This is a genomic window from Rhodococcus sp. IEGM 1330 (assembly GCF_033142445.1).
Classification (GTDB): domain Bacteria; phylum Actinomycetota; class Actinomycetes; order Mycobacteriales; family Mycobacteriaceae; genus Rhodococcoides.
In genome coordinates this window covers 191,889-211,644 of record NZ_JAWLSB010000007.1, presented here as the reverse complement: position 1 = coordinate 211,644, position 19,756 = coordinate 191,889, and the positions used below count along the sequence as shown (strand labels likewise).

At 63.2% G+C, this 19,756-nt stretch carries 20 protein-coding genes and 1 pseudogene; 10 read left to right on the top strand and 11 right to left on the bottom strand.

Annotation, left to right across the window (positions count from 1 at the left end):
• Position 1: 1 nt before the first annotated feature.
• The 9 genes from R4P57_RS17940 to R4P57_RS17900 form a co-directional block, all read right to left on the bottom strand.
• Positions 2–922 carry an ABC transporter substrate-binding protein gene (locus R4P57_RS17940; RefSeq protein ID WP_317804157.1) on the bottom strand — a complete coding sequence of 307 codons (921 nt, stop codon included), beginning with the start codon at positions 920–922 and terminating at the stop codon, positions 2–4.
• A gap of 38 nt (positions 923–960) precedes the next feature.
• A complete protein-coding gene (locus tag R4P57_RS17935; protein WP_317804156.1) occupies positions 961–2,403 on the bottom strand; it encodes an MFS transporter in 1,443 nt (480 codons plus the stop codon).
• A gap of 177 nt (positions 2,404–2,580) precedes the next feature.
• On the bottom strand, positions 2,581–3,186 hold the full coding sequence (locus R4P57_RS17930; RefSeq protein ID WP_317804155.1) for a GntR family transcriptional regulator: 606 nt from the start codon (positions 3,184–3,186) through the stop codon (positions 2,581–2,583).
• 38 nt (positions 3,187–3,224) lie between these two features.
• Complete coding sequence (locus R4P57_RS17925; RefSeq protein ID WP_317804154.1) at positions 3,225–3,989, bottom strand: DeoR/GlpR family DNA-binding transcription regulator; 765 nt, start codon at positions 3,987–3,989, stop codon at positions 3,225–3,227.
• Positions 3,990–3,998: 9 nt separating this feature from the next.
• Positions 3,999–5,015 carry a 4-hydroxythreonine-4-phosphate dehydrogenase PdxA gene (gene pdxA / locus R4P57_RS17920; protein ID WP_317804153.1) on the bottom strand — a complete coding sequence of 339 codons (1,017 nt, stop codon included), beginning with the start codon at positions 5,013–5,015 and terminating at the stop codon, positions 3,999–4,001.
• Positions 5,012–6,196 carry a four-carbon acid sugar kinase family protein gene (locus R4P57_RS17915; RefSeq protein WP_317804152.1) on the bottom strand — a complete coding sequence of 395 codons (1,185 nt, stop codon included), beginning with the start codon at positions 6,194–6,196 and terminating at the stop codon, positions 5,012–5,014. Before R4P57_RS17915 ends, pdxA begins: the two co-directional genes overlap by 4 nt.
• A gap of 75 nt (positions 6,197–6,271) precedes the next feature.
• Positions 6,272–6,961: an SDR family oxidoreductase gene (locus tag R4P57_RS17910; RefSeq protein ID WP_317804151.1), complete on the bottom strand. Its 690-nt coding sequence runs from the start codon at positions 6,959–6,961 to the stop codon at positions 6,272–6,274.
• The gene (locus tag R4P57_RS17905; RefSeq protein WP_317804150.1) at positions 6,958–8,169 is read right to left on the bottom strand and encodes a sialidase family protein; all 1,212 of its coding nucleotides are present in this window, start codon (positions 8,167–8,169) and stop codon (positions 6,958–6,960) included. Before R4P57_RS17905 ends, R4P57_RS17910 begins: the two co-directional genes overlap by 4 nt.
• A 19-nt stretch (positions 8,170–8,188) precedes the next feature.
• Positions 8,189–9,766, bottom strand: coding sequence for an ABC transporter substrate-binding protein (locus R4P57_RS17900; RefSeq protein WP_317804149.1), 1,578 nt, complete (start codon positions 9,764–9,766; stop codon positions 8,189–8,191).
• Between the two features lie 328 nt (positions 9,767–10,094).
• Here R4P57_RS17900 and R4P57_RS17895 point away from each other — a divergent pair, with 328 nt between their 5' ends.
• The 6 genes from R4P57_RS17895 to R4P57_RS17870 are packed head-to-tail and all read left to right on the top strand — an operon-like array spanning position 10,095 to position 15,354.
• Positions 10,095–11,027, top strand: coding sequence for an ABC transporter permease (locus R4P57_RS17895; RefSeq protein ID WP_317804247.1), 933 nt, complete (start codon positions 10,095–10,097; stop codon positions 11,025–11,027).
• Complete coding sequence (locus R4P57_RS17890; RefSeq protein ID WP_317804148.1) at positions 11,027–11,965, top strand: ABC transporter permease; 939 nt, start codon at positions 11,027–11,029, stop codon at positions 11,963–11,965. The genes R4P57_RS17895 and R4P57_RS17890 overlap by 1 nt, the downstream gene beginning before the upstream one ends.
• Positions 11,966–11,967: 2 nt before the next feature.
• Positions 11,968–12,792 (top strand): ABC transporter ATP-binding protein, encoded by an 825-nt coding sequence (locus tag R4P57_RS17885; RefSeq protein WP_317804147.1) that lies wholly within the window; start codon positions 11,968–11,970, stop codon positions 12,790–12,792.
• Positions 12,789–13,628 carry an ATP-binding cassette domain-containing protein gene (locus tag R4P57_RS17880; protein WP_317804146.1) on the top strand — a complete coding sequence of 280 codons (840 nt, stop codon included), beginning with the start codon at positions 12,789–12,791 and terminating at the stop codon, positions 13,626–13,628. The genes R4P57_RS17885 and R4P57_RS17880 overlap by 4 nt, the downstream gene beginning before the upstream one ends.
• Positions 13,625–14,581 (top strand): aldo/keto reductase, encoded by a 957-nt coding sequence (locus tag R4P57_RS17875; protein ID WP_317804145.1) that lies wholly within the window; start codon positions 13,625–13,627, stop codon positions 14,579–14,581. Before R4P57_RS17880 ends, R4P57_RS17875 begins: the two co-directional genes overlap by 4 nt.
• Positions 14,582–14,592: 11 nt before the next feature.
• Entirely contained in the window at positions 14,593–15,354 is a 762-nt protein-coding gene (locus tag R4P57_RS17870) for an HpcH/HpaI aldolase family protein (protein ID WP_317804144.1), read from the top strand.
• Here the strand turns inward: R4P57_RS17870 and R4P57_RS17865 are convergent.
• On the bottom strand, positions 15,334–15,621 hold the full coding sequence (locus R4P57_RS17865) for a hypothetical protein (RefSeq protein WP_317804143.1): 288 nt from the start codon (positions 15,619–15,621) through the stop codon (positions 15,334–15,336). The two genes, R4P57_RS17870 and R4P57_RS17865, sit on opposite strands and share 21 nt — an antisense overlap.
• 294 nt (positions 15,622–15,915) lie before the next feature.
• Between R4P57_RS17865 and R4P57_RS17860 the strand changes: the two genes are divergently transcribed.
• Positions 15,916–16,311, top strand: a complete 396-nt coding sequence (locus R4P57_RS17860) for a hypothetical protein (protein ID WP_317804142.1) — start codon at positions 15,916–15,918, stop codon at positions 16,309–16,311.
• A gap of 131 nt (positions 16,312–16,442) precedes the next feature.
• Positions 16,443–16,904: an SRPBCC domain-containing protein gene (locus R4P57_RS17855; protein WP_317804141.1), complete on the top strand. Its 462-nt coding sequence runs from the start codon at positions 16,443–16,445 to the stop codon at positions 16,902–16,904.
• A 37-nt stretch (positions 16,905–16,941) separates the two neighbouring features.
• Here the strand turns inward: R4P57_RS17855 and R4P57_RS17850 are convergent, their stop codons facing one another.
• Entirely contained in the window at positions 16,942–17,427 is a 486-nt protein-coding gene (locus R4P57_RS17850) for a hypothetical protein (protein ID WP_317804140.1), read from the bottom strand.
• Between the two features lie 259 nt (positions 17,428–17,686).
• Here R4P57_RS17850 and R4P57_RS17845 point away from each other — a divergent pair.
• Positions 17,687–19,282 (top strand): annotated as a pseudogene (locus R4P57_RS17845) (ABC-F family ATP-binding cassette domain-containing protein).
• A 17-nt stretch (positions 19,283–19,299) separates the two neighbouring features.
• Positions 19,300–19,734, top strand: a complete 435-nt coding sequence (locus tag R4P57_RS17840; RefSeq protein ID WP_317804138.1) for an SgcJ/EcaC family oxidoreductase — start codon at positions 19,300–19,302, stop codon at positions 19,732–19,734.
• Positions 19,735–19,756: the final 22 nt, after the last annotated feature.

Genomic DNA, 19,756 nt, shown 5'->3' with positions numbered 1-19,756 from the left:
TTCAGCCGACCGTCGCCAGCTCGGCTGCGTCGACGACGCGAGAGGTGACCAGGTCCGCGAACGCGGGCGCAGAGCGGACCATGCCTTCCTCCTGCAGGATTCGCATCCAGCGGTCGCTGGCATCACCGTCGATACGAACGGTGTCCCAGGTCTGCGACTGCTGGATTCTGCTGCATGCAGCAGAGAGCGTCGGCATCGCAATGGTTGGCCAGTGCTCGGCCAGCAGCGGTTGCAATTCGCTCACCGGGGTGGCCTTGACCGTCGCCATCGCGGCGTCGAGACCCGTCGCGAACTTCACGAGGCGCTCTTCGAGCTCGTCGAAACGATCTGTGCGGCAGTAGTACACGCTGTTCGGTCCGAGTCCACCGACCTCGGCGTACTCGACGACGATGTGACCGGTACCGCGATCGGACATGATCTGGGCTGTGGTGATGTCGAGAATGATCGCATCGCCCAGACCGTCTTCGAACAGCTCGACGAACATCGGTGTCGACAGATCGCGCAAGAATGTGGTGCGGGACGACTCGACTCCACTCTCGCGCATCATTCCTGCCGTGATCGCGTACGGTGCACTACCTCCGATGCCCGGAGCCAGCACTGTCTTCCCGATCAGCATCGACCAATCGAATCCATGCGACGTCGGTTCCCGCATGACGAGGGCCTTGGGGAATTGGTGGTTCAACTGAGCGAAAACGGTGAGTTGTCGAGATGTGCCCCAGTACATTCCGGGGACCCACAGACCACCGAGTGCGATATCGGCTGCGCCGCTGGCGAGGTCGTCGAGCACGCCGGTCCACGGATCGCAGGCCTTCGCGTGAACGGACAGTCCGTTGTCCGCGAAGAGTCCGGCGTGATCTGCGTAGTACTCGGGAAGGTAGTTCAATCCGTGTGCGGTAGCGGAGATGGACAAGGAGTCGGTCATGGGGTTCTCTACTTTCTTCGGTGTGTTGGGGAGTCGAATTACGCTGCGACGAGTTCCTTTTCGTTCACCGCCTCCAACGATCGGCCGAAGGTCTCCGGGCCGAACTTCGCAGCTACGACGAGTAGGACGTACATACCGGCGATCATGAGGAACACCCCGGCCACACCGGCGATGTCGAAGAAGAACAATGCGGCGAACGGCATGACAGCTCCGGCGACATTGCCGATTCCGTTGACCACCGAGGTGCCCATGCCTCGGATGGACGTCGGGAACAGCTCCGGAGTCCATACCGAGAGCATCGTGTTGAGCATCATCGTGAAGAACTGGAAGATAGCACCGAGGATGAGGATGGAGGCGACGCTGTTCGCCAGGGTTGCGAATGCGACGGCGGAGATGCAACCGAGAATCGCAGCGGTCATGACTGTCGGACGGCGGCGGGCGCGTCCGGCCAAATAGCATGCGGCGCAGGCTCCGAACAGGCTGCCGATGTTCATGATCATCGTGAACAGCAATGAATCGGTGAGCGAGTAGCCGCGTGATACCAGCAGAATGGGCATCAGGAACAACAGCGTGACCTGAGCGCCGAAAGACATCCATGATGCGGCTCCCACCGCAGCCGTGCGGCGCAGATTCTGGCCCTTGAACACCTCGGCGTAGGACGTCTTCTCCGTGGAGGGCAACACATCGGCCGCGGTGACGAACTGCTTTGTGGGACCGGGGTTTCGGAGTCCGGAGATGGATCCGCTGGCCAGCCTGGTGAGGCTCCGGTTGGCGTCGTCGATCCTGCCCTTGGACATCAGGAATCTTGGGGACTCGGGCAGATACCGGCGGAAGAAGACCACCAGTACGGCCGGCACCGCGAGGATGACGTAGGTCCAGCGCCAGGAGGTATCGTCGCCGCCCAGCACCCCACCGAGCGGGCCGAGTACCAGCATGAAGAAGCCGAACGAGGCGATGTTGCCGATGCCACCCGACGAGATATTGAGCGTCGCCAGCAGTGATCCGCGATGCCGAGTTGCAACGAGTTCGGCGAGAATAGCCAAGCCGACCGTGAATTCGCCGCCGAGGCCGATGCCGACGATGAATCGGCTGGCGAGCAACATCTCGTAGCTCACCGCTGCGGCGCTGATCAGGCCGCCGAGAGTGTAGACGAGCAGGTTGAGACTCAACGCAGTTCGACGCCCCCAGCGGTCGGCGATATAGCCGCCGATCAGGCGTCCGACGAGGCCGCCGATCACGGTGGCGGTGTTGATGAGTGTCAATTGAGCATTGCCGATTCCGAGTGATTCTTTGATGAGTGGTCCCATGGCACCGGTCGAGTTCTGCTCCAGGCTGTCGAAGAACAGCCCGGCCATCAGCAGGAAGACCACGGCACCTTGGACACGGGTGAAACCGATGCGATCGAGGGCATTGGTCAATCCCGTTGTGAGGGCAGGCGGGGTGGGAGTAGGTGGAACGGATTCCGAGGTAGAGGCAGACATGGTGTGCTCCAGCGGGCTGGCAGGCACCGGCAACGGATGTTTTCCGGTGAGTCGCCTCTCGTAACTCTCCGAAACGACTGCCTAATTTGTATACAAAATGTGTGTCATTCCGGTTATCCCTCGCTACGAACGTGTTAAAGCCCCGATATATCTCTTAGATCGTATACGAAACGACACTCAGGCCTGGCCGTGGGTATCAGCTTCGTCGCGCTTGAGGTGCTCGTCCATCAGGAAACCGGCCTGCACCGGGGAACCGTTGAGGATTGCCGCCGCCAAGGCCGCGTGATCGTGGACGGACGCACCCGGATCGTGACCGAGCCCCCAGGCCACCCGACGATTGACCCCGGCCAGCATCTCCCTCAGTTGATCGTTGCCTGCCGCGATCGCGACCAGGTCGTGAAACGGCCGGGTTGCATCCGGGGTGGGAGCCTGTGTCTTGGCCCTCTCGACCACTGCAGCGAGCTCGTCCGCCACCGAACCGCCCCTGTTCTTGGCGGCAAGCTGAGCGGCCATCACTTCGAGCCCATGACGAACTTCGAGGAGCTCTTTGTTCTCCTTGTGCAGCGTGGACGAAACCGTCGCGCCTCGATAGCGAACGATGGTAACGAAACCTTCGGCCTGGAGCTGAGCGAGTGCTTCACGGACCGGGACCCGAGAAACGCCGAAGGCCTTGGCAATCGACTCCTCGACCAGCCGCTCACCGCCGACGCGACGGCCGGATAGAATCTCGTCGCGCAAGGTTTGGGCAATCGTGCCGCCGGGAGATTCGCCGTCTGGATCCACGAGAGGGAGTCTAGATCGCGTAGTCGTAGGCCGACCGACTACGCGATGACGACCTCGACGCCTCTGCTCTCGAACGCATCGATCTGCCCCTGGGCAGCGTCCGAATCGGTGATCAACGTGGTGCCCGTCGGAATGGGAGCCCAGGCATGAAAAGGCTTCTGACCGAGCTTCGCCGAGTGGGCCAAGATATAGGTCTTGGTTGCGCGCTCCATCATCAGTTCCTTCAGCTGTGTCTGCTCGTAGCCCGCTTCGTTGATTCCGAAGTCGGCAGTGACAGCATCTGCGCCGAGAAAAGCCCGGTCGAACGAGACTCGCCGAAGGGACGCCTCGGCGAGAGGTCCGACGAATCCTTGACTCAGGTGACGCAAGGTGCCGCCGATGCACTCGACGTGCACCTCGTCGGCGTCGACCAGTGCCTCCAGCGCGGTCAGACCGGCGGCGATGACCGTGAGATCCACGGCATCGCGCAGAAACTCCGCCATCGCACCCACGGTGGTTCCCGCATCGAGCAGGACAGTCTCCCCGGGGCAGATGTACTCGGCCGCTTTGGCTGCGATGAGTCGCTTGGCGTCGTACCCCTCGAGGGACCGTTGCTTCACCGATGCCTCGTGGCGACCGCCGATGGCAATGGCACCGCCGTAGGTGCGAGCCAACAAACCCTGCTTGGTCAGGTGGTCGAGATCGCGTCGAATGGTCGAGGCCGTCACCTTGAACAATGCCGACAGTTCCTCGACGCTGGTGAGGCCGCCGGACTTGGCCAGCCGCACTATCTCACCGCGCCTGGCTTCCGATACCCGCACCATAGACCTCCGTCAGCTCAGTAGCGCTGGGCTGGTTGCCAATTCGGCAGCCTGACGCAGAGCTTCGATCATGCTACCGGCCTCGGCGATGCCCTTACCTGCAATATCGAAAGCCGTGCCGTGATCGACGGACGTGCGAATCACCGGCAAGCCAACAGTGATGTTCACTCCCGCCTCGATCCCGAGAACCTTCACCGGTCCGTGTCCCTGATCGTGGTACATGGCCACGATCAGGTCGTAGTCTCCCCGTCCGGCCAGGAAGAAAGCGGTGTCGGCAGGCAACGGGCCGACCGCATCGATGCCGTCGGCCTTCAGCTTCTCGACTGCGGGAACAATCTTGAGATCTTCCTCGCCGTAGCCGAACAAGCCGTTCTCGCCGGCATGCGGATTGATCCCGCACACACCGATCTTCGGATTGGGATTGCCGGACCGGACCAATGCGTCGTGCCCGCGTCGAATGGTGCGCTCGACCAGACCGGGCTCGATCTTTGCCACGGCGTCCAGCAATCCGATGTGGGTGGTGACGTGAATGACCTTGAGCTTGGGGGTCGAGAGCATCATCGACACCTCCTCGGTGCCGGTGAGGTGCGCCAGCAATTCGGTGTGGCCAGGGAAGATGTGCCCAGCGGCGTGGAGTGCCTCCTTGTTCAGCGGTGCTGTGCAGATCGCCTGGACTTCGCCTCGCACAGCCAGTTCGCTCGCCACGCGTATGTAGTGGAACGCTGCGTCACCCGCGTCAGCGGACAACTCGCCCCACGCCAGATCCGAGGGCAGGAGACCGAGATCGATCACATTGATCCGCCCCGGAGTGAACTCTGCCGAGTCGACGCTCTCGATCGCGACGATCTCGACGTCGGTTCCGAGCACCTGAGCGGCAAGACGCAGCCTGGATGCATCGCCGATCACGACCGGCCTGCACCGCTCCAGCGTCGCCGGGTCGATCATGGCGGGCACGATCACCTCGGGACCGATACCGGCGCCGTCGCCCATGGTCACCGCGATGTAGGGCCGAAGTGTTGTTGTGGTCATGCCAAAGCCTCACTGTGAGAAAGAGATTGTGTGTTGTCGAGACCGCGCAGGTACGCGGTCATCGCGACGAGACTGTCCGGTCCACCGAAACTGCCCGGTCGAGTGGCGACGTATGCCCCTGCGGCCGTGCGTGAGACGACGGCCCCGTGATGAACTTCCGCTATCGGATGCAGCGTGGTCACGCTCAGGGCGTCGAGCACTCTGCGTGCGGTTTCGCCGCCCGTCAGGACGAGGCCGACGGTTCGACCCTCGACGGCCTCGGCGACCAGGTCGGCGAGCGCGCCCGAGATCGCGCTCGACCGATCGGGATCCACCGGCCCGGTCACTGTCAGAATCGCAGCTCCGGTGTCCACTGCGGTGCGCACCGCGGCGGGGTCGGCCTCGGTCGCCAGCAGATCGTCGATGTGGATCCTCACATGCGTCGCGCCGTAGCGCTCCAACTCCAGGACCTGCTGTGCTGCAACAGGTTCGGCAGTACCGACGACGATCAGTGTGGGTGCAGGCTCGACCGCAACTGCGCTGACGGTCCGCGGCTGCAGCGTCCGGGCGAGCGCGGCGGCCAGTGCCGAGGTGCCGACGAGTCGAACGCCGGGGATGGGTGCCGACATCGCCACGATGGCATCGAGATCGGCGTCCGATCGCACGTCGAACACGGCGACCGCGCCGGTGTTCATCGCCGCTGTGAGCTCACGGGTGTCGGCCTCTAGGCCGACGGCAACCGTGGGGATGTGGCCGAACAGATCGGCGATGGATGTCGGTGGCTGCGACTTCTCGAGCGCCCAACGGCCGCTGAGATGCAGGGGAAGGCCACCGATGTGCGGGACGCCGTTCTCGACGGTTCGTCCGAGGGCGGGCAACCCGGCCGCGAAGACGACGGGCCCCCCTTCGAGCAGAGTCTCGACCTCGGCGGCAACGTTGCCCCGTAACATCGAATCGACTTTCTTGACCACCCTGATGTGCGATGGGAGATCGCGCACGGTCTGCTGCACCCGGGCGGCGGCGTCGGCACCGGACAGGACGCGGGTGCCGAGATCGAGGACTCGAACATCGCTGTCGGACTGCAGAACACCGATGTCGATACCGAGGGAGACGTCACGATCGAGGAACAGGGCAGCAGACTCGGCCGCACCCGACAGATCATCGGCGAGAATCACGATGTGGGGGCGTTGCTCGACGGTCATGCTTCGATCACCCCTTCCGTGGATGCGCTATGCGCGCATTAAATGTAGCATTAGTGCGTGTTGTGCGCAGTATTTTCACAGGGATGTTCCGCCGCATTGGACAATGGTCTGGCCGGTGATACTGCGTCCGTGCGGTGACAACAGGAAAGCCACCGTCTCGGCAATCTCGTTCGGATCGATGAGGTGCCCGAGCGGAGGGGCGATCGGTGGAGTGGCCGCGCGGCCGGGGTCGCTGAGCATCGGAGTGTCGGTGGGGCCGGGTGCAACGACGTTGACAGTGATTCCGCGGCGCACCAGTTCCATCGCCCACGATCTGGCCATACCCACCAGCGCGGACTTGGTGGCGACATACTGACTCTTGCCCGCAACCCCTGTCATCGTCCTACTCCCAATCAACACCACTCGACCACCGTCGTTCATTCGCGGTGCCAACCCGTCGACCAACACCTCGGCAGCAGCGACGTGCACTCGCCACATCTGCTCGCTGTGTGCGGGGTCCAGGGTCCCGAGCCGGCCCGACCGCTGCACTCCTGCGGCATGCACGATCGAATGCGGATCGGGTAGCTCACCGACCAGATCGGCCACCGCACGGGTGTCGGCCAGGTCCACGCCGATCCAGCGATGTGGCCCGTCGTCGAAACCGTGCGTCGGACGGGTCCGGCTCAGACCCGTCACCTGCCAGCCGCGGCCTGACAACAGCCGCGCGATCGACGCGCCGATGCCGCTGCTCACCCCGGTCACGACGGCATGCCGAGGGGGACTCATGCTTCGTTCACCCACGCCGGAACGAGCTCGACGTACTTGATCGCCTGACGAAAATACGTGTACGCGATGTGGATTCGACCCTGCGCATCCTCGATGATCGACGGGTACGAGAATTCGCGATTGGAACCGTCGCGGGAGTTGTTGGTCAAGCAATACCCGTCGCCCACGTCGAGATCTCGTTTCACCGGCCATGTAGATCCACCGTCGGACGAGATGGCCAGCGTCATCGGCGCTCGCGGCGCTCCCCAGAACGCAGCCCGCGCATCACCGTCGTCCAAGGGAGCTTCTGCCGAGCCCTCGGTGCCGTCGGCAAGACCGTCGTCGTCGATCTCGTCGTACAGGGACACTCGACGAGCGGTCGCGTCGAGCGCGGACGCGTCGTTGTAGACCAGCGCCAGTGTGCCGTCTGCGCGTCCGATCACCTGGATGGACGAGTTGTTGTTCGGCAGTTCTGTGGGTGTAGGCGCGGTCCAGGTCTCGCCGTCGTCGGTCGAGACGGTCCGGTACACGAAGTCGGCCCACCTGCTCCGAAAGAGCGCTACCAACGAACCGTTTTGCTGAGCAACGATATTCATGTGAACGCACCCGATGCTGTTCGGAACGACCACCTCACGCCACGTGCCGCCGTCGTCGTCCGAGATCATGACCCCGCTGTAGTCGCGGTCGCCGACCCACTTGCGGCCCTCGATCTTGACGCAGTGGAACACCGGCAACAGTAGGCGTCCGGACCGGAGCGCAGTGACGGGCTGACGCACGAACACCCCGCCTGCCTCGGTCTCGGGAATCAACACGTGCGACTCTCCCCAGGTGGCGCCCCCGTCGGGAGAGATGCGGCGCAGTACTCGCGCTGTGTCCTGGTTACCCGCATGCTGTGAGGTCCACAGCAGCCACACCTCGCCCGAATCACGAACGAAGAGAACAGGATTCTGCTCCGAGCGGGTCGGATCATCGGACAGTTGGACAGGTCGGCTCCACTGCCGGCTCCCGGCCAGCAGGCGCGAGAACCAGACACTGATGTCGGGCACACCCTCCTGCGTTCCGGCGAACCAGACGCACGCCACCGCGCCGTCGGGCAGTATCGCCAGGTTGGCGGCGTGATTTTGCACCTGGGGGGCGTGCAGGAATGCGTCGGACCGGCCCGGTTCGGCGTCGCGCACGACACCGTCGGCGAGAAGATCGCCCGGAGTGAGGAAGCTCGTGTTACTCATGTTCTTCTTTCTCGGTGGCTCAGGAATTGAGCGAGACAGCAGCCATGTCGTAGGAGTTCGTGGGACGCAACCCGATTCCCTCGATCCGAGTCCGTCGCGCGATGACCGTCTTGGGTACGAACGACCACAGGCAGGGACAGGTCTCCCAGATCTGACGCTGGGCCTGCGCGAGAGTCTCGTTTCGCGTTGTCTCGTCGGCGTCCTCGGATGCCGTCGCGATGAGTGCAGCGATCTCGGGAAAAATGTAGCCGTGGTAGGTGTCTCGTGTTTCTTCCTTCGCTGCCGTGCCCGCGTACATGCCCTGCATGATCGTCACCGCCAGACCGGTCGGGCTGGGGTAGCCGTTGCCGAGAATGTCCCAGTCGCCGGCCTTGCCTTGACGCCACGTGGCGATGTCGCCGCCCGGCTCGAATTGCTGCAGCGTGGTCCGCACTCCCACCGCCGACAGCATCTGCACCACCGACTCCATGATGTCGGTGTCGGCCGCGAATTCACCCGTCTCCCAGATGATCGTGACCTCGAGATCGCGAACTCCGAGAGCATCGAGTTCTTGCCGAGCACGCTGGGGATCGTAGACGTACTCACCGGTCTCGATGGCACCGTCGAGAATGCCCGGTACCACGCCTCTCGACGGGCTCGCTGCGCCCTGCATGACCTGATCGATGAGCGCGTTTCCATTGATGGCGTAGGTCAATGCCTTTCGCACGCGAGGATCTGCGAGAGGGTGCCCTGCGGGTTTGCGGAAGTTGTAGAAGAGCTGGTTGAGCCGAACACCGTCGGTGCGTTCGACGGCGACCCCGGCCAGCCCGGAGAGCTGATCGGCTGCATCCGGGGTGATCGCGTCGATCACATCGACCTCGCCGCTGCGAAGGGAGACGACGCGGTTGGATTCGTCCGGCACGAATCGAACACTGACGGAGTCGGCCGATGCTGCTGTGCCCCAATAGCGATCGTTTCGCGCCAAGGAGTAGTTGCCGGTGCCACGATCGGCCTGGGTCACGACGAACGGGCCGGTGCCGACGCCGCCCTGAATGTCCTCGGGAACATTGTCCTCGGCGGGAGTGATCAGGATGTTCGACATGAGGTAGTCGAGCACGGGGATCGGTCGTACGGTGTCGAGCGTGAACGTGGAGTCGTCGATCTTGCCGACTGTGGGCCATTCGGGGAAGAACGTTCCGACGAACGATCCGGTGACCTGGCTGTACATGCGCAGAGCGACGTCGACGTCCTCGACTCGAACGGGCCTGCCGTCGGAGTAGACGATGCCGGGGCGCAGGTGCACCAGCCACTGGGTCGGGCCGACGAGCTCGAAGCTGTCGGCGAGCACCAACTGAACCTTCAACGAGGTATCGATGGTGGTCAGCGCTTCTCGGACGGCTCGCTGCACGGTCAAGGCCGCATCGAACTGAAGGAGTTTGTTGTCCAGGGTCACCATGGACCGGTTCATGGCCAGGCTGACGGTGGTGGGACCGGGTCGGCCGGTCGGCGTCGCGCAGGCCGTCATCGCGCCGCCGAGTGTGAGGCCTGCACCGAGTACGAGACTCGATCGGAACAGAGCTCGGCGTGAGAAGCGCTGGTGAACAAAGCTTTCGGTCATGATTGACCTCTCGTGACTGGCACATCGAGATGTGGATATCGACGCGGACCGTAGGAGAGCGCGACGGTGAAAGTGATCGTGGACACAATGGAACTGTACTACGACTTGCTTGTAATGCGCAGAAAAATATTGCTACTTGCGCAAAGCGCGCAGCAATGGAATTGTGAGCTGAGTTACAACGAGGCAGTGTTATCGAAAGGTCGACGATGACCCAGGCAAGACAAGAACCGCAGGTGGGGAGATGACCCAGCTGACCGCAAGTCCTCCGAGCGTGTCCGTGGCGAAGGCCGGCAGCAATTCCTCGCTGCCCGCGTTTCTCACCGCGCCGATGGCTCGCTATGTCGTACGACGGCTCGGCCAGAGCCTGCTCACCATTTTCCTCACCCTCACCACGGTCTTCGTACTCATTCGCATGGCACCGGGTGATCCCGCGTACTCGATGGCAGGCCCGCTGGCCAGCACCGAGGATCTGGCGCAGATTCGTACGAACCTGGGCTTGGATCAGTCGATCTTCACCCAGTACGCGCTGTACCTGAAGGGCTTGTTCACCCTGGACCTCGGAACGTCGTACTCGTTCCAGGCACCCGCACTCGACGTCGTGCTGCAGCGAATTCCGTACACGATCACCCTGGCCTTCGCGGCAATCGTGCTCACGACCGTGGTGTCGATCCCCCTGGGCATATGGATGGCCCGTCGCGCCGACACCCGTCGCGAACTGGGCGCGAACGTCGTGACCATCGCAGGCCAGTCGATGCCGGACTTCTGGACCGGCCTGATGCTGTTGACGTTCTTCGCCGTTCTGGTTCCCGTGCTCCCCGCCGCAGGGTTCACCAGCTGGTCTTCGCTGATACTGCCCGCGATCACGGTGGCCATCCTGCAGATCGCGTTGATCTCGCGGATGGTTCGACGCGAGATGGTCGGCGCGTACGCCTCGCCCTACGTCACGGTCGCCCGATCCAGAGGCGTTTCCGAGCGCGAAATCACCTGGCGCTACGCCCTGCGCAACTCGTCGATCCCGGTGGTCACTGCCCTCGGTACCCGGTTCGCGTCGATGCTCAACGGCGTCGTGGTGGTCGAAGTGGTCTTCGCATGGCCCGGCGTCGGATCGCTGGTGGTGCGTGCCCTCGAAACCCGTGACTACCCGCTGATTCAGGCAACCGTGTTGGTCACCGCGGTGCTCGCGGTACTCGTGCAACTCGCCGTCGACCTGTGCTATCCACTCCTCGATCCCCGCGTTCGTCTCGGGAAGGCAGCCAACTGATGACCGTCCTCGACAAACCCTCGGACGCAACCCGTCCCAGTGCCGTCACCGCCAAGGATTTCGCCTCGGCCGGCGCCACCCGCAGGCGGCGCGACAGCCGCGTCAAGATCTGGATCGGCACCATCTGCGCGCTGACGGTCATCCTGCCGGTCGTCTTCGCACGGGTGCTGCCGCTCGGATCACCCGACGCCACCGATCTGGCGCAGCGCCGGCTCCCCCCGCTCACCGACGGCCATCTCTTCGGAACCGATCAGCTGGGCCGAGACCTCCTCGCCCGCGTTCTCTACGGCGGCCAGGTCTCGCTGACGGTCGGCATCCTCGCCGTCATCGTCTCCGGCCTCATCGGCCTCACCCTGGGATCGCTCGCCGGCTTCCTCGGCGGATGGGTGGACTCGGTCGTCTCGCGCCTGCTCGAAGCTCAGCTCTCACTTCCGCTGCTGATGATGCTGCTTCTCGTCGTCGCCCTCTTCGGACCCTCCATCCCGGTCATCACCTTTGTCATCGCCATCGCGCAGTGGCCCGAAATCGCGCGGTTGACAAGGTCACTCGTACTCGTCGAACGTGAAAAGCCGTACATAGCCGCAGCCCGGGTGCTCGGCCTGGGTCAGTTCGCGATTCTGCTGCGCCACGTGGTGCCCAACATCATCAAGGCCGCCTCGCTCGTCGTGCTGCTGTTGCTCGCCCAGGCCGTGCTGCTCGAAAGCGCGCTGAGCTACCTCGGTGCTGGGCCGCAACGGCCGTTCGCAACATGGGGACGCATCATCTCCGACGGCCAGGACTACATCACCACCTCGTGGTGGCTCGTGACCTTGCCGGGCCTGGTCATCGTGCTCCTCGTCGTCGGAGTCAATCTGCTCGGAGACGGACTGCGCGACCGCCCCGCCGGATCGGGCCTCCTGCGAATGTTCGCTCGCTCCAACAAGAAAGGGCGTGCCTGACCATGGGAAACCTACTCGAGGTCGACGGGCTGCAGATCGAGCTGGTGACCGACAAAGGCCTCATCAGGGCAGTCGACGGTGTCTCCTTCTGTATCGAGGCAGGCGAGACCGTCACCATCATCGGAGAATCCGGCTCGGGTAAGTCCACGACAGCCATGGGCATTCTCGGTCTGTTGCCCGCCGATCTCGCTGTACTCTCCGGATCCGTGACCTTCAAGGACACGGAAATTCTCGGAAAGCACAAGGAACTGTGCCGCATTCGGGGCAAGCACATCGCGCTGATCCCACAGGACCCGATGACAGCCCTCAGCCCGGTCCATACCGTCGGCAGCCAGTTGCGCGAGGCCGTGCGGCACAGCGGAGTTGCCGGCCGGGCAAAACAGATCGAGCGATGCGTCGAACTGCTCGAACAGGTCCGAATTCCCGATCCCACAACCCAACTCGGCAAGTACCCGCACCAACTGTCCGGGGGAATGTTGCAACGTGTCCTGATCGCAGGCGCGCTGGCATCGGATCCGGAGCTCATCGTCGCCGACGAACCGACCAGTGCCCTCGACGTGACCGTGCAGGCCAGCATTCTCGATCTGCTCTTGGAGTTGCAGGAGCGAACCGGAATCGGAATGCTCGTCATCACCCACGATCTCGGTGTCGCTCGGCTGATGTCCGACCGCATCTACGTCATGAAGAGCGGTGCATTCGTCGAGGACGGTGACGCCGAAGGGCTCGTCAACGCACCTCGACACCCGTACACCAGGAAACTCCTGGACGCGATTCCGCAACTGGGGCCGTGGAACGAAGCAATAGAGAAGGTCGAGGCCCCGGTATGAACGGACCACTGCTGTCGGTGGAAGAACTCGTCGTCGAATACCCCGTCGCAGGCGGCGTTTTCCGCGCAGTCGACTCGGTGAGCTTCTCGGTCGAGCGAGGCAAGACGATTGCCGTGGTCGGTGAATCGGGTTGCGGCAAGTCGACCATCGCCAAGTCCATCGTTCGACTGCTCACCCCGACATCCGGGCGCATCCGGGTCGACGGCACCGACATCGCGCAGATGTCCGAGAAAACGTTGCGGCCCTTCCGATCCCGGATTCAGATGGTTTTCCAGGATCCGTACGGTTCACTGGACCCGCATCTGACTGCCGTGGACATCGTCGGGGAACCTCTGCGGCTCAGAGGTATTCGCAGCAAGGCGGAACGGGCAAGGAAAGCCGCCGAACTCATCGACCGGGTCGGCCTGCCCAGCACTGCACTGACGCGTCGCCCGGTGGAATTCTCCGGCGGCCAACGTCAACGCATCGGCATAGCCCGCGCACTCGCGTCCGGTCCCGAGATTCTGGTGTGCGACGAGGCGACCAGCGCACTCGACGTGTCGGTCCAGGCGCAGGTGCTCGAACTGCTTCGAGAGATTCAGCAGCAGACCGATCTGACCTACGTGTTCATTTCACACAACCTCGGTGTCGTGCGCGAGATCAGCGAGACGGTCGTGGTGATGTCCAAGGGCCGTATCGTCGAGCGCGGCGATACCGAGGAAGTGCTCGCGCGACCCAAGCAGCCGTACACCAGGGCGCTTCGCGCAGCTGCCCTCGATCCCGTTGCAATGACCGGAATCAAACCGCGACATATAGTCTCGCGGCTCACCAAAACCTCGGTAGGAGTTCCCGCATGACCTCGCTCGACATTTCACCCCTCGTCCTGGGAACAATGACGTTCGGCGATACCGTCGACGAATCCGGTGCCGCGAAAATGCTCGACGCCGCGTTGGACGCGGGAGTCACACATATCGACACCGCAAACGGCTACGCAGGCGGGGAATCCGAACGGATCCTCGCCATTCTGCTCGCTACCCGACGCGATCGCGTGACCCTGGCAACCAAGGCAGGCATGCCCAACCCCGACTCCGGCGACGACAGTCCGTTGTCTCCACGAGGGCTTCGCCTCAGCGTCGAAGCGAGCCTGTCGCGGTTGGGCACCGATCACGTCGATCTGTTTTACCTGCATCAACCGGATCGCGCGACGTCGCTCACCGAGACTCTGACGACGGTCGCCGAGCTAGTGGCAGAGGGGAAGATCGGCGCACTCGGCGTGTCGAACTTCGCGGCGTGGCAGATCGGGGAAGTCAACCGGGTGGCAGACGAGGTCGGCGCTCCCCGGCCGGTCGTCGCGCAGCAGCTCTACAACCTGCTCGCCCGCAGAATCGAAGAGGAGTACGTAGAGTTCGCAGCGGCCACCGGGTTGACGACCATGGTCTACAACCCACTCGGCGGTGGACTGCTCACCGGCAAACACGTCGCCGGAGTCGAACCTACGGATGGCAGATTCGGTGACTCCCGTCTGGCCGCGATGTATCGCGAACGGTACTGGAATACAGCGATATTCGACGCGATCGCGCAGTTGAGTGCGGTTGCCGACGGGGCCGGGATGCCGCTGACCGAGCTCGCCCTGCGATGGTTGATCTCCAAGCCCGCAACCGGACCCGTGCTGTTGGGCGGGTCCAAGGTGGAGCACCTCGAATCGAACATCGCCGCCCTCGGTCGCGGGCCGCTCGAAGACGACATTGTCGTTGCATGCGACGAGGTCGGTGCCGCGCTCCGTGGCCCGATGCCGAACTACAACCGCTGAAAGGTCTTTCAATGCCTGCACAGGAATTCGCAGCTCGAGTTCGAAACCGCGAGCGCATCCTCGGCTACTGGTCGGTCATCGACAGTCCTGTCTCCACCGAATGGCTCGCTCACGTGGGGTGGGACTACATTGCCCTCGACCTGCAACACGGCCTGATCGGATACTCCGGCATGCTGACCGGAATCACCGCAATCGACGCCGCGAACGGCCCCGCCGCGCTCGTTCGAGTGGAGGCGAACAACGCCACCGCAATCGGCCGCGCACTCGACGCAGGTGCATGGGGAGTCATCGTCCCGCTCGTGGACACAGCCGCCGACGCCGCGGCCGCAGTATCGGCTGCCACATATCCACCGGCGGGCATCCGCTCCTACGGCCCGATGCGTTCGCAGCTACGAATCGGACCCGATCCGGCCGTCGCCAACCGCGATACCGTCGTACTCGCCATGATCGAGACACCACAGGGTCTCGCCAACGTCGAGGAGATCTGTGCTGTACCCGGCCTCGACGGCGTCTATGTAGGGCCATCGGATCTGCGATTGGCCGTCGGCGGATCCTCGCCCAGCGACCCCTCCGTCGATGCGGAATTCGAGGCGGCCCTCGAGAGGGTGCAGAAGGCTGCGGCCGCGGCGGGTATCACCGCGGGAATTCACACCGCGTCAGGAAGTGTTGCTGCCCAGCGACTGTCCGAGGGATACACGCTGGCAACCGTCGCATCGGACCTGACGCATCTCAAAGCCGTGTCGGCCGAGCACCTAGCGGCGGCGCGGGGGTAGGCCCGCTCTTCTTGCCGCATCGACCCGATACGCGAGATAGAGATACAGGACGCCGGTGACGGCACCGCCCAGGCATCCTGCTGCAATGTCCACGGCGATGGATCCTGAATTTGTCGACGAGTGCAGTAGCAAGAAGCCGACCGCGACCGCGGGGACAAGCACCAGTGCGTTGATGTAGTCGGCGCGGGTTGCGCCGCACCTCTTGCTCAGCGCGCCGGTCATGATCCACTCGCGAAATGGCTTCTGCATCTCGAGCTCCAACCTCATGTGGTCCACTTTGCCCGTTTTTTCCACGGTACCGGATTGTTCGCGGCGCTGAGGATGTCGTGGGAGGGTTCTGGTGTTTCTCGCGATTGAGTGGTCGTTGTTCGGAGACGGCCCGGGCCAGTGATCGGCGCTGCTGCAGGGAATCGCGATCGGCGCGTCGATGGGTCGTACGGCCTGCATTGGTTCTCTCGGCACTGACATCGAGCGCCAGCGCGGCTGGCTGCACCGGATTCAGTCGATGTCGAGCTGTGTGTTTGAGTCATCCGCATGGAATGGGTCGCCAAGGAGCTATGCGTGGCAGCGGCCAGTGGTGCGTGCACGGCTGCGGTGCTCATCTGGCCGATTGTCGGCGGTCGGTGGTGGGATCTGACCCTCCCCGCTGTGATCGGCGGAGTGGTCGGACTGATCGTTGGCCTGGTCGCGGTCGCAGGTGGGCATTACGCAGCGCGGACTGCGGCGTTCTGGCCACCGCGGACTCGCAACCGGTGGAGACAGCGATTCGCGCTGTGTTCGGCGGCGGCCGTGTTGCTGGTGGTTGGCGGATTGCTCGCATGGACCGAGGCGGCCTCGGGAACTCCTTCTCTACACCCGGAGTCGTTGATAGTGCTCGCAACAGTGACATCGGTGAGCTACGCATTCGCGTACGTCCTCGCGCCTGTGAATCCAGCGCAGCTGGGGCTCACCGCTTGAATGTCAGTCGCTTGTGGTCGGTCGGACGTATGGTCATGCCTTGGTAGGCGTGCGGTCGTCGTGTGGGTCCTACACAACAACGGCGGATACGGATGGAAATTTCAAAGGAACTCGAGGATGCGGAGTAGCGAGTGAACCCGGAGTTCGATCTCGAGCCGGATTTATCACGCGTCGAAGTGGGCAATTTCTACGCCCAGCAACCGGAAGCTGTTTGGACCGCGATCACCGATCCGGCAGCGCTCGAGCGGTGGTTGATGCCGTCGACCGGGTACATGGGTGCCATGGTCGGGACTCATTTCCTACTGTCCGTTCCGTCGAGTGCGTCGGCCGAAATTGCGTGTGAAGTGTTGGCGGCCACCCCCAACAGAGCCATGACCTGGAGTTGGATGGACCTGCGCTCGGCTCGCCCCGTGCGGTGGCTCTTGAGCTGGGAGGTCCATTCACACGGGCGTGGAACTCGGCTGCTGTTGACGCACAGTGGTTTCGATGTCGACGACAAGCGGCAGATCATGGCACGCAACGCATTTGCGCGAGGGTGGAATCAAGTCCTATCGACGAAGTTACCCGACGTCCTGGCTCCACCTCAGCGATAGCCCACCGTTCAGCCGGTCCGCGAAATCCACCCTCGGCTCACGCACATGCGTCGGGTCCATCGAACGCGCGGACCATTCCGCAGGCGAAGACGCGGGAGACCCTCCACTCGCTGTCGAACCGCACGAAGGGGATGGGACCGACCGAATAGGGTTCGAGGCCGCGGAACGATCCCATTCCGCTCGCATCGACGGTGTCCGGGCCGGTGACTTCGACTGTCGTGAAATCGATGTGTTGTGGATCCGGCTGCGCACCCCAGGCGCGCGCAAGCGACACGTTGCCTTCGCTGGGACCGCCGAACAGTCGCGCCCGATCCTCCTCCCGTACCGAGTAGTTCAGGCTGGCTGCGAGCAAGGCAGTCAACTGCTCGGCGCTGGGAACGGCATCGGTGACAGGCGACGGGGGTGCGGCAAACTGCGTCGATCGAACCGATGCAGTCGGAAGCCGGGGTTCGTCGACTTCGACGGGTGCGCAGGCGCAACTGAAGACAACCAGGGTGATTGCTCCGAATCCGGCTCTTCTCACCGGAACAGTATGGACCGATGCTTGTCGAGGCCGCCACTGTTTCGGAACGTGGCGTTCGAGCTGACGAAAACCGGTGGCGGATTCCCGAATCGGCTTGCTACCGTGCCGGCATGCATTTGATCTTCGAGTGACGGTCTTCTTCGGCTGAGTCGAACGTGGGGAACTACCCGCGTTCGACCGTGCCGTCGATTCCGGACCTACCCGGTCCGCCCGTCATTCACGCGCAGTTATGTTGCTGCGCTTCTTCTTCGGAGATCTCATGCCACATTCTGCAACTATCCCTGCGCGCGCCAACGCGCAACTCATCGCTTCCGACATCGCAGTCGCTTTCGGCGGCTCACCGGTATTGACCGGTGTCGACATCGCTGTGACACCCGCATCTCGGTAGGCAATAGTGGGCGAGAACGGGCGCGGAAAGTCCACCCTCCTTCACATCCTGGCCGGACGATTGACGCCCGACTCGGGAACCGTGTCACGCGTCGGGACCCTCGGTGTTGCCGATCAAGAAATGGTCACCACAGACGAACGCACTGTCGGAGAGGTCCTCCACGAATCCATCGCCGAGTCGATATCGGCATTGGCGAGCCTGGACTCGGCATCGAACGAATTGACCTCCGGCAGAGCGGAAGCCGAACAGATATACACATCAGCGTTGGAGCGCGTCGAAGCTCTCGACGCCTGGGACGCCGAGCGGCGACTGGACATTGCGCTCGACGGACTCGGAGCAGTGACCGACAGATGCCGAGTTCTTTCCACACTGTCTGTTGGGCAGCGTTACCGAGTGCGACTCGCCTGTTTGCTCGGCGGAGATCACGACTTTCTGCTCCTCGACGAACCGACCAATCACCTCGACCGAGCCGGCCTGGACTATCTGACCGGACGGCTTCGAGATCGGGCCGGTGGCGTCGTAGTGGTCAGTAACGACCGAGCTCTTGTGTCCGATGTAGCGCAACAGATCCTGGATCTCGATCCGACTCCGGACGGTCGCCCACGCGTCTATGGTGACGGCTATGCCAGCTACCGGGCCGGTCGCGGTGCCGAGCGAATCAAGTGGGAGCAGGAGTACGAACAGCAGTTGGCGATGACCGTCAAGCTCCGCGAGGATCTGAGCAAAGCTCAGAACAGGCTGGTCAGCAGTTGGAGGCCGAGCAAAGGCACGAACAAGCATCAACGATCCACGCGTGCAGGCGGTCTCGTGCGAAACGTGCACCGCAGGCAGGAGGACCTGGAATCTCAGCTTCTCCCTGTTCCGGAACCACCTCAGAGGCTTCGGTTTCCGAGAATGGGTGCAAGGCAGGGAACGTTGTTGGTTGCCGAACATGTGACGGTGGCGGGGCGACTGGGTGTGCCTGTATCGCTGACCCTGTCGGCAGGAGCCAAGCAGGTGGTGACGGGCCCCAACGGATCCGGGAAGTCCACATTCCTGTCCGTGCTCGCGGGACACGAGGACCCGACGACCGGCCAGGTGCGTGCAGCGCACGATGCGCGGGTTGTTCTGCTGCGTCAGGAGTCGGCACTACCACCGAAATACCAAGCGGGAGAGTATTTTCGATCTTGCTTCGACGGGACGGTCTCGTTGTCTTCGCTCGGCCTGCTGCGGTCACGAGAGATGAACAAGCGGATCGGTGAACTGTCGATGGGCCAACAACGCCGCCTCGACCTCGCACTGGCTCTCGCCCGCCGGCCGAGCGTTCTGCTGCTCGACGAGCCGACGAATCACCTGTCCATCGCGCTGGTGGACGAATTGACCCAGGCACTCGACGCGACCGACGCAGCAGTGGTGGTCTCCACACACGATCGACAGATGCTGCGAGACACCAGTTCATGGGAAACTCTTGACCTCGAGTGCACTTGATGTTGTGGAGTGTCGACATGACGATATCGATCGCACCTCCGCACTCGTCGGACGACGATGTGGCCGAACTCGTAGCCCGTGTCGCTGAGCTGGAGCGAACCCAACGGACCGAAGACGTGGAGGGATTTCTTGCGTTGTTCGACGCGGATGCTGTGTGGGTGAGCGCCGCAGGCGTCCGCCTGATCGGTCGGCGACAGATCGAAGAATTCACCAGCAGGGTGCTTCCGGGAGCATTCGCAGACGGATCCGTTCGGTACGACGTCGAACACATCCGATTCATCACCGGCGACGTTGTGCTGACAGGGGTCAACCAGGACTATCTTGATGCTGTCGGGCGACCCATGTCGCCCCCGGTCAAGGGACGCCCGAGTTACATCTGGCGCAGGCAGGATGGTGAGTGGTACATCGCCAGTGGTCAAAACACGCTTGTCCCGACCGAACGAATCGACTGACTTTCGTCAGTTATGGGCAAAC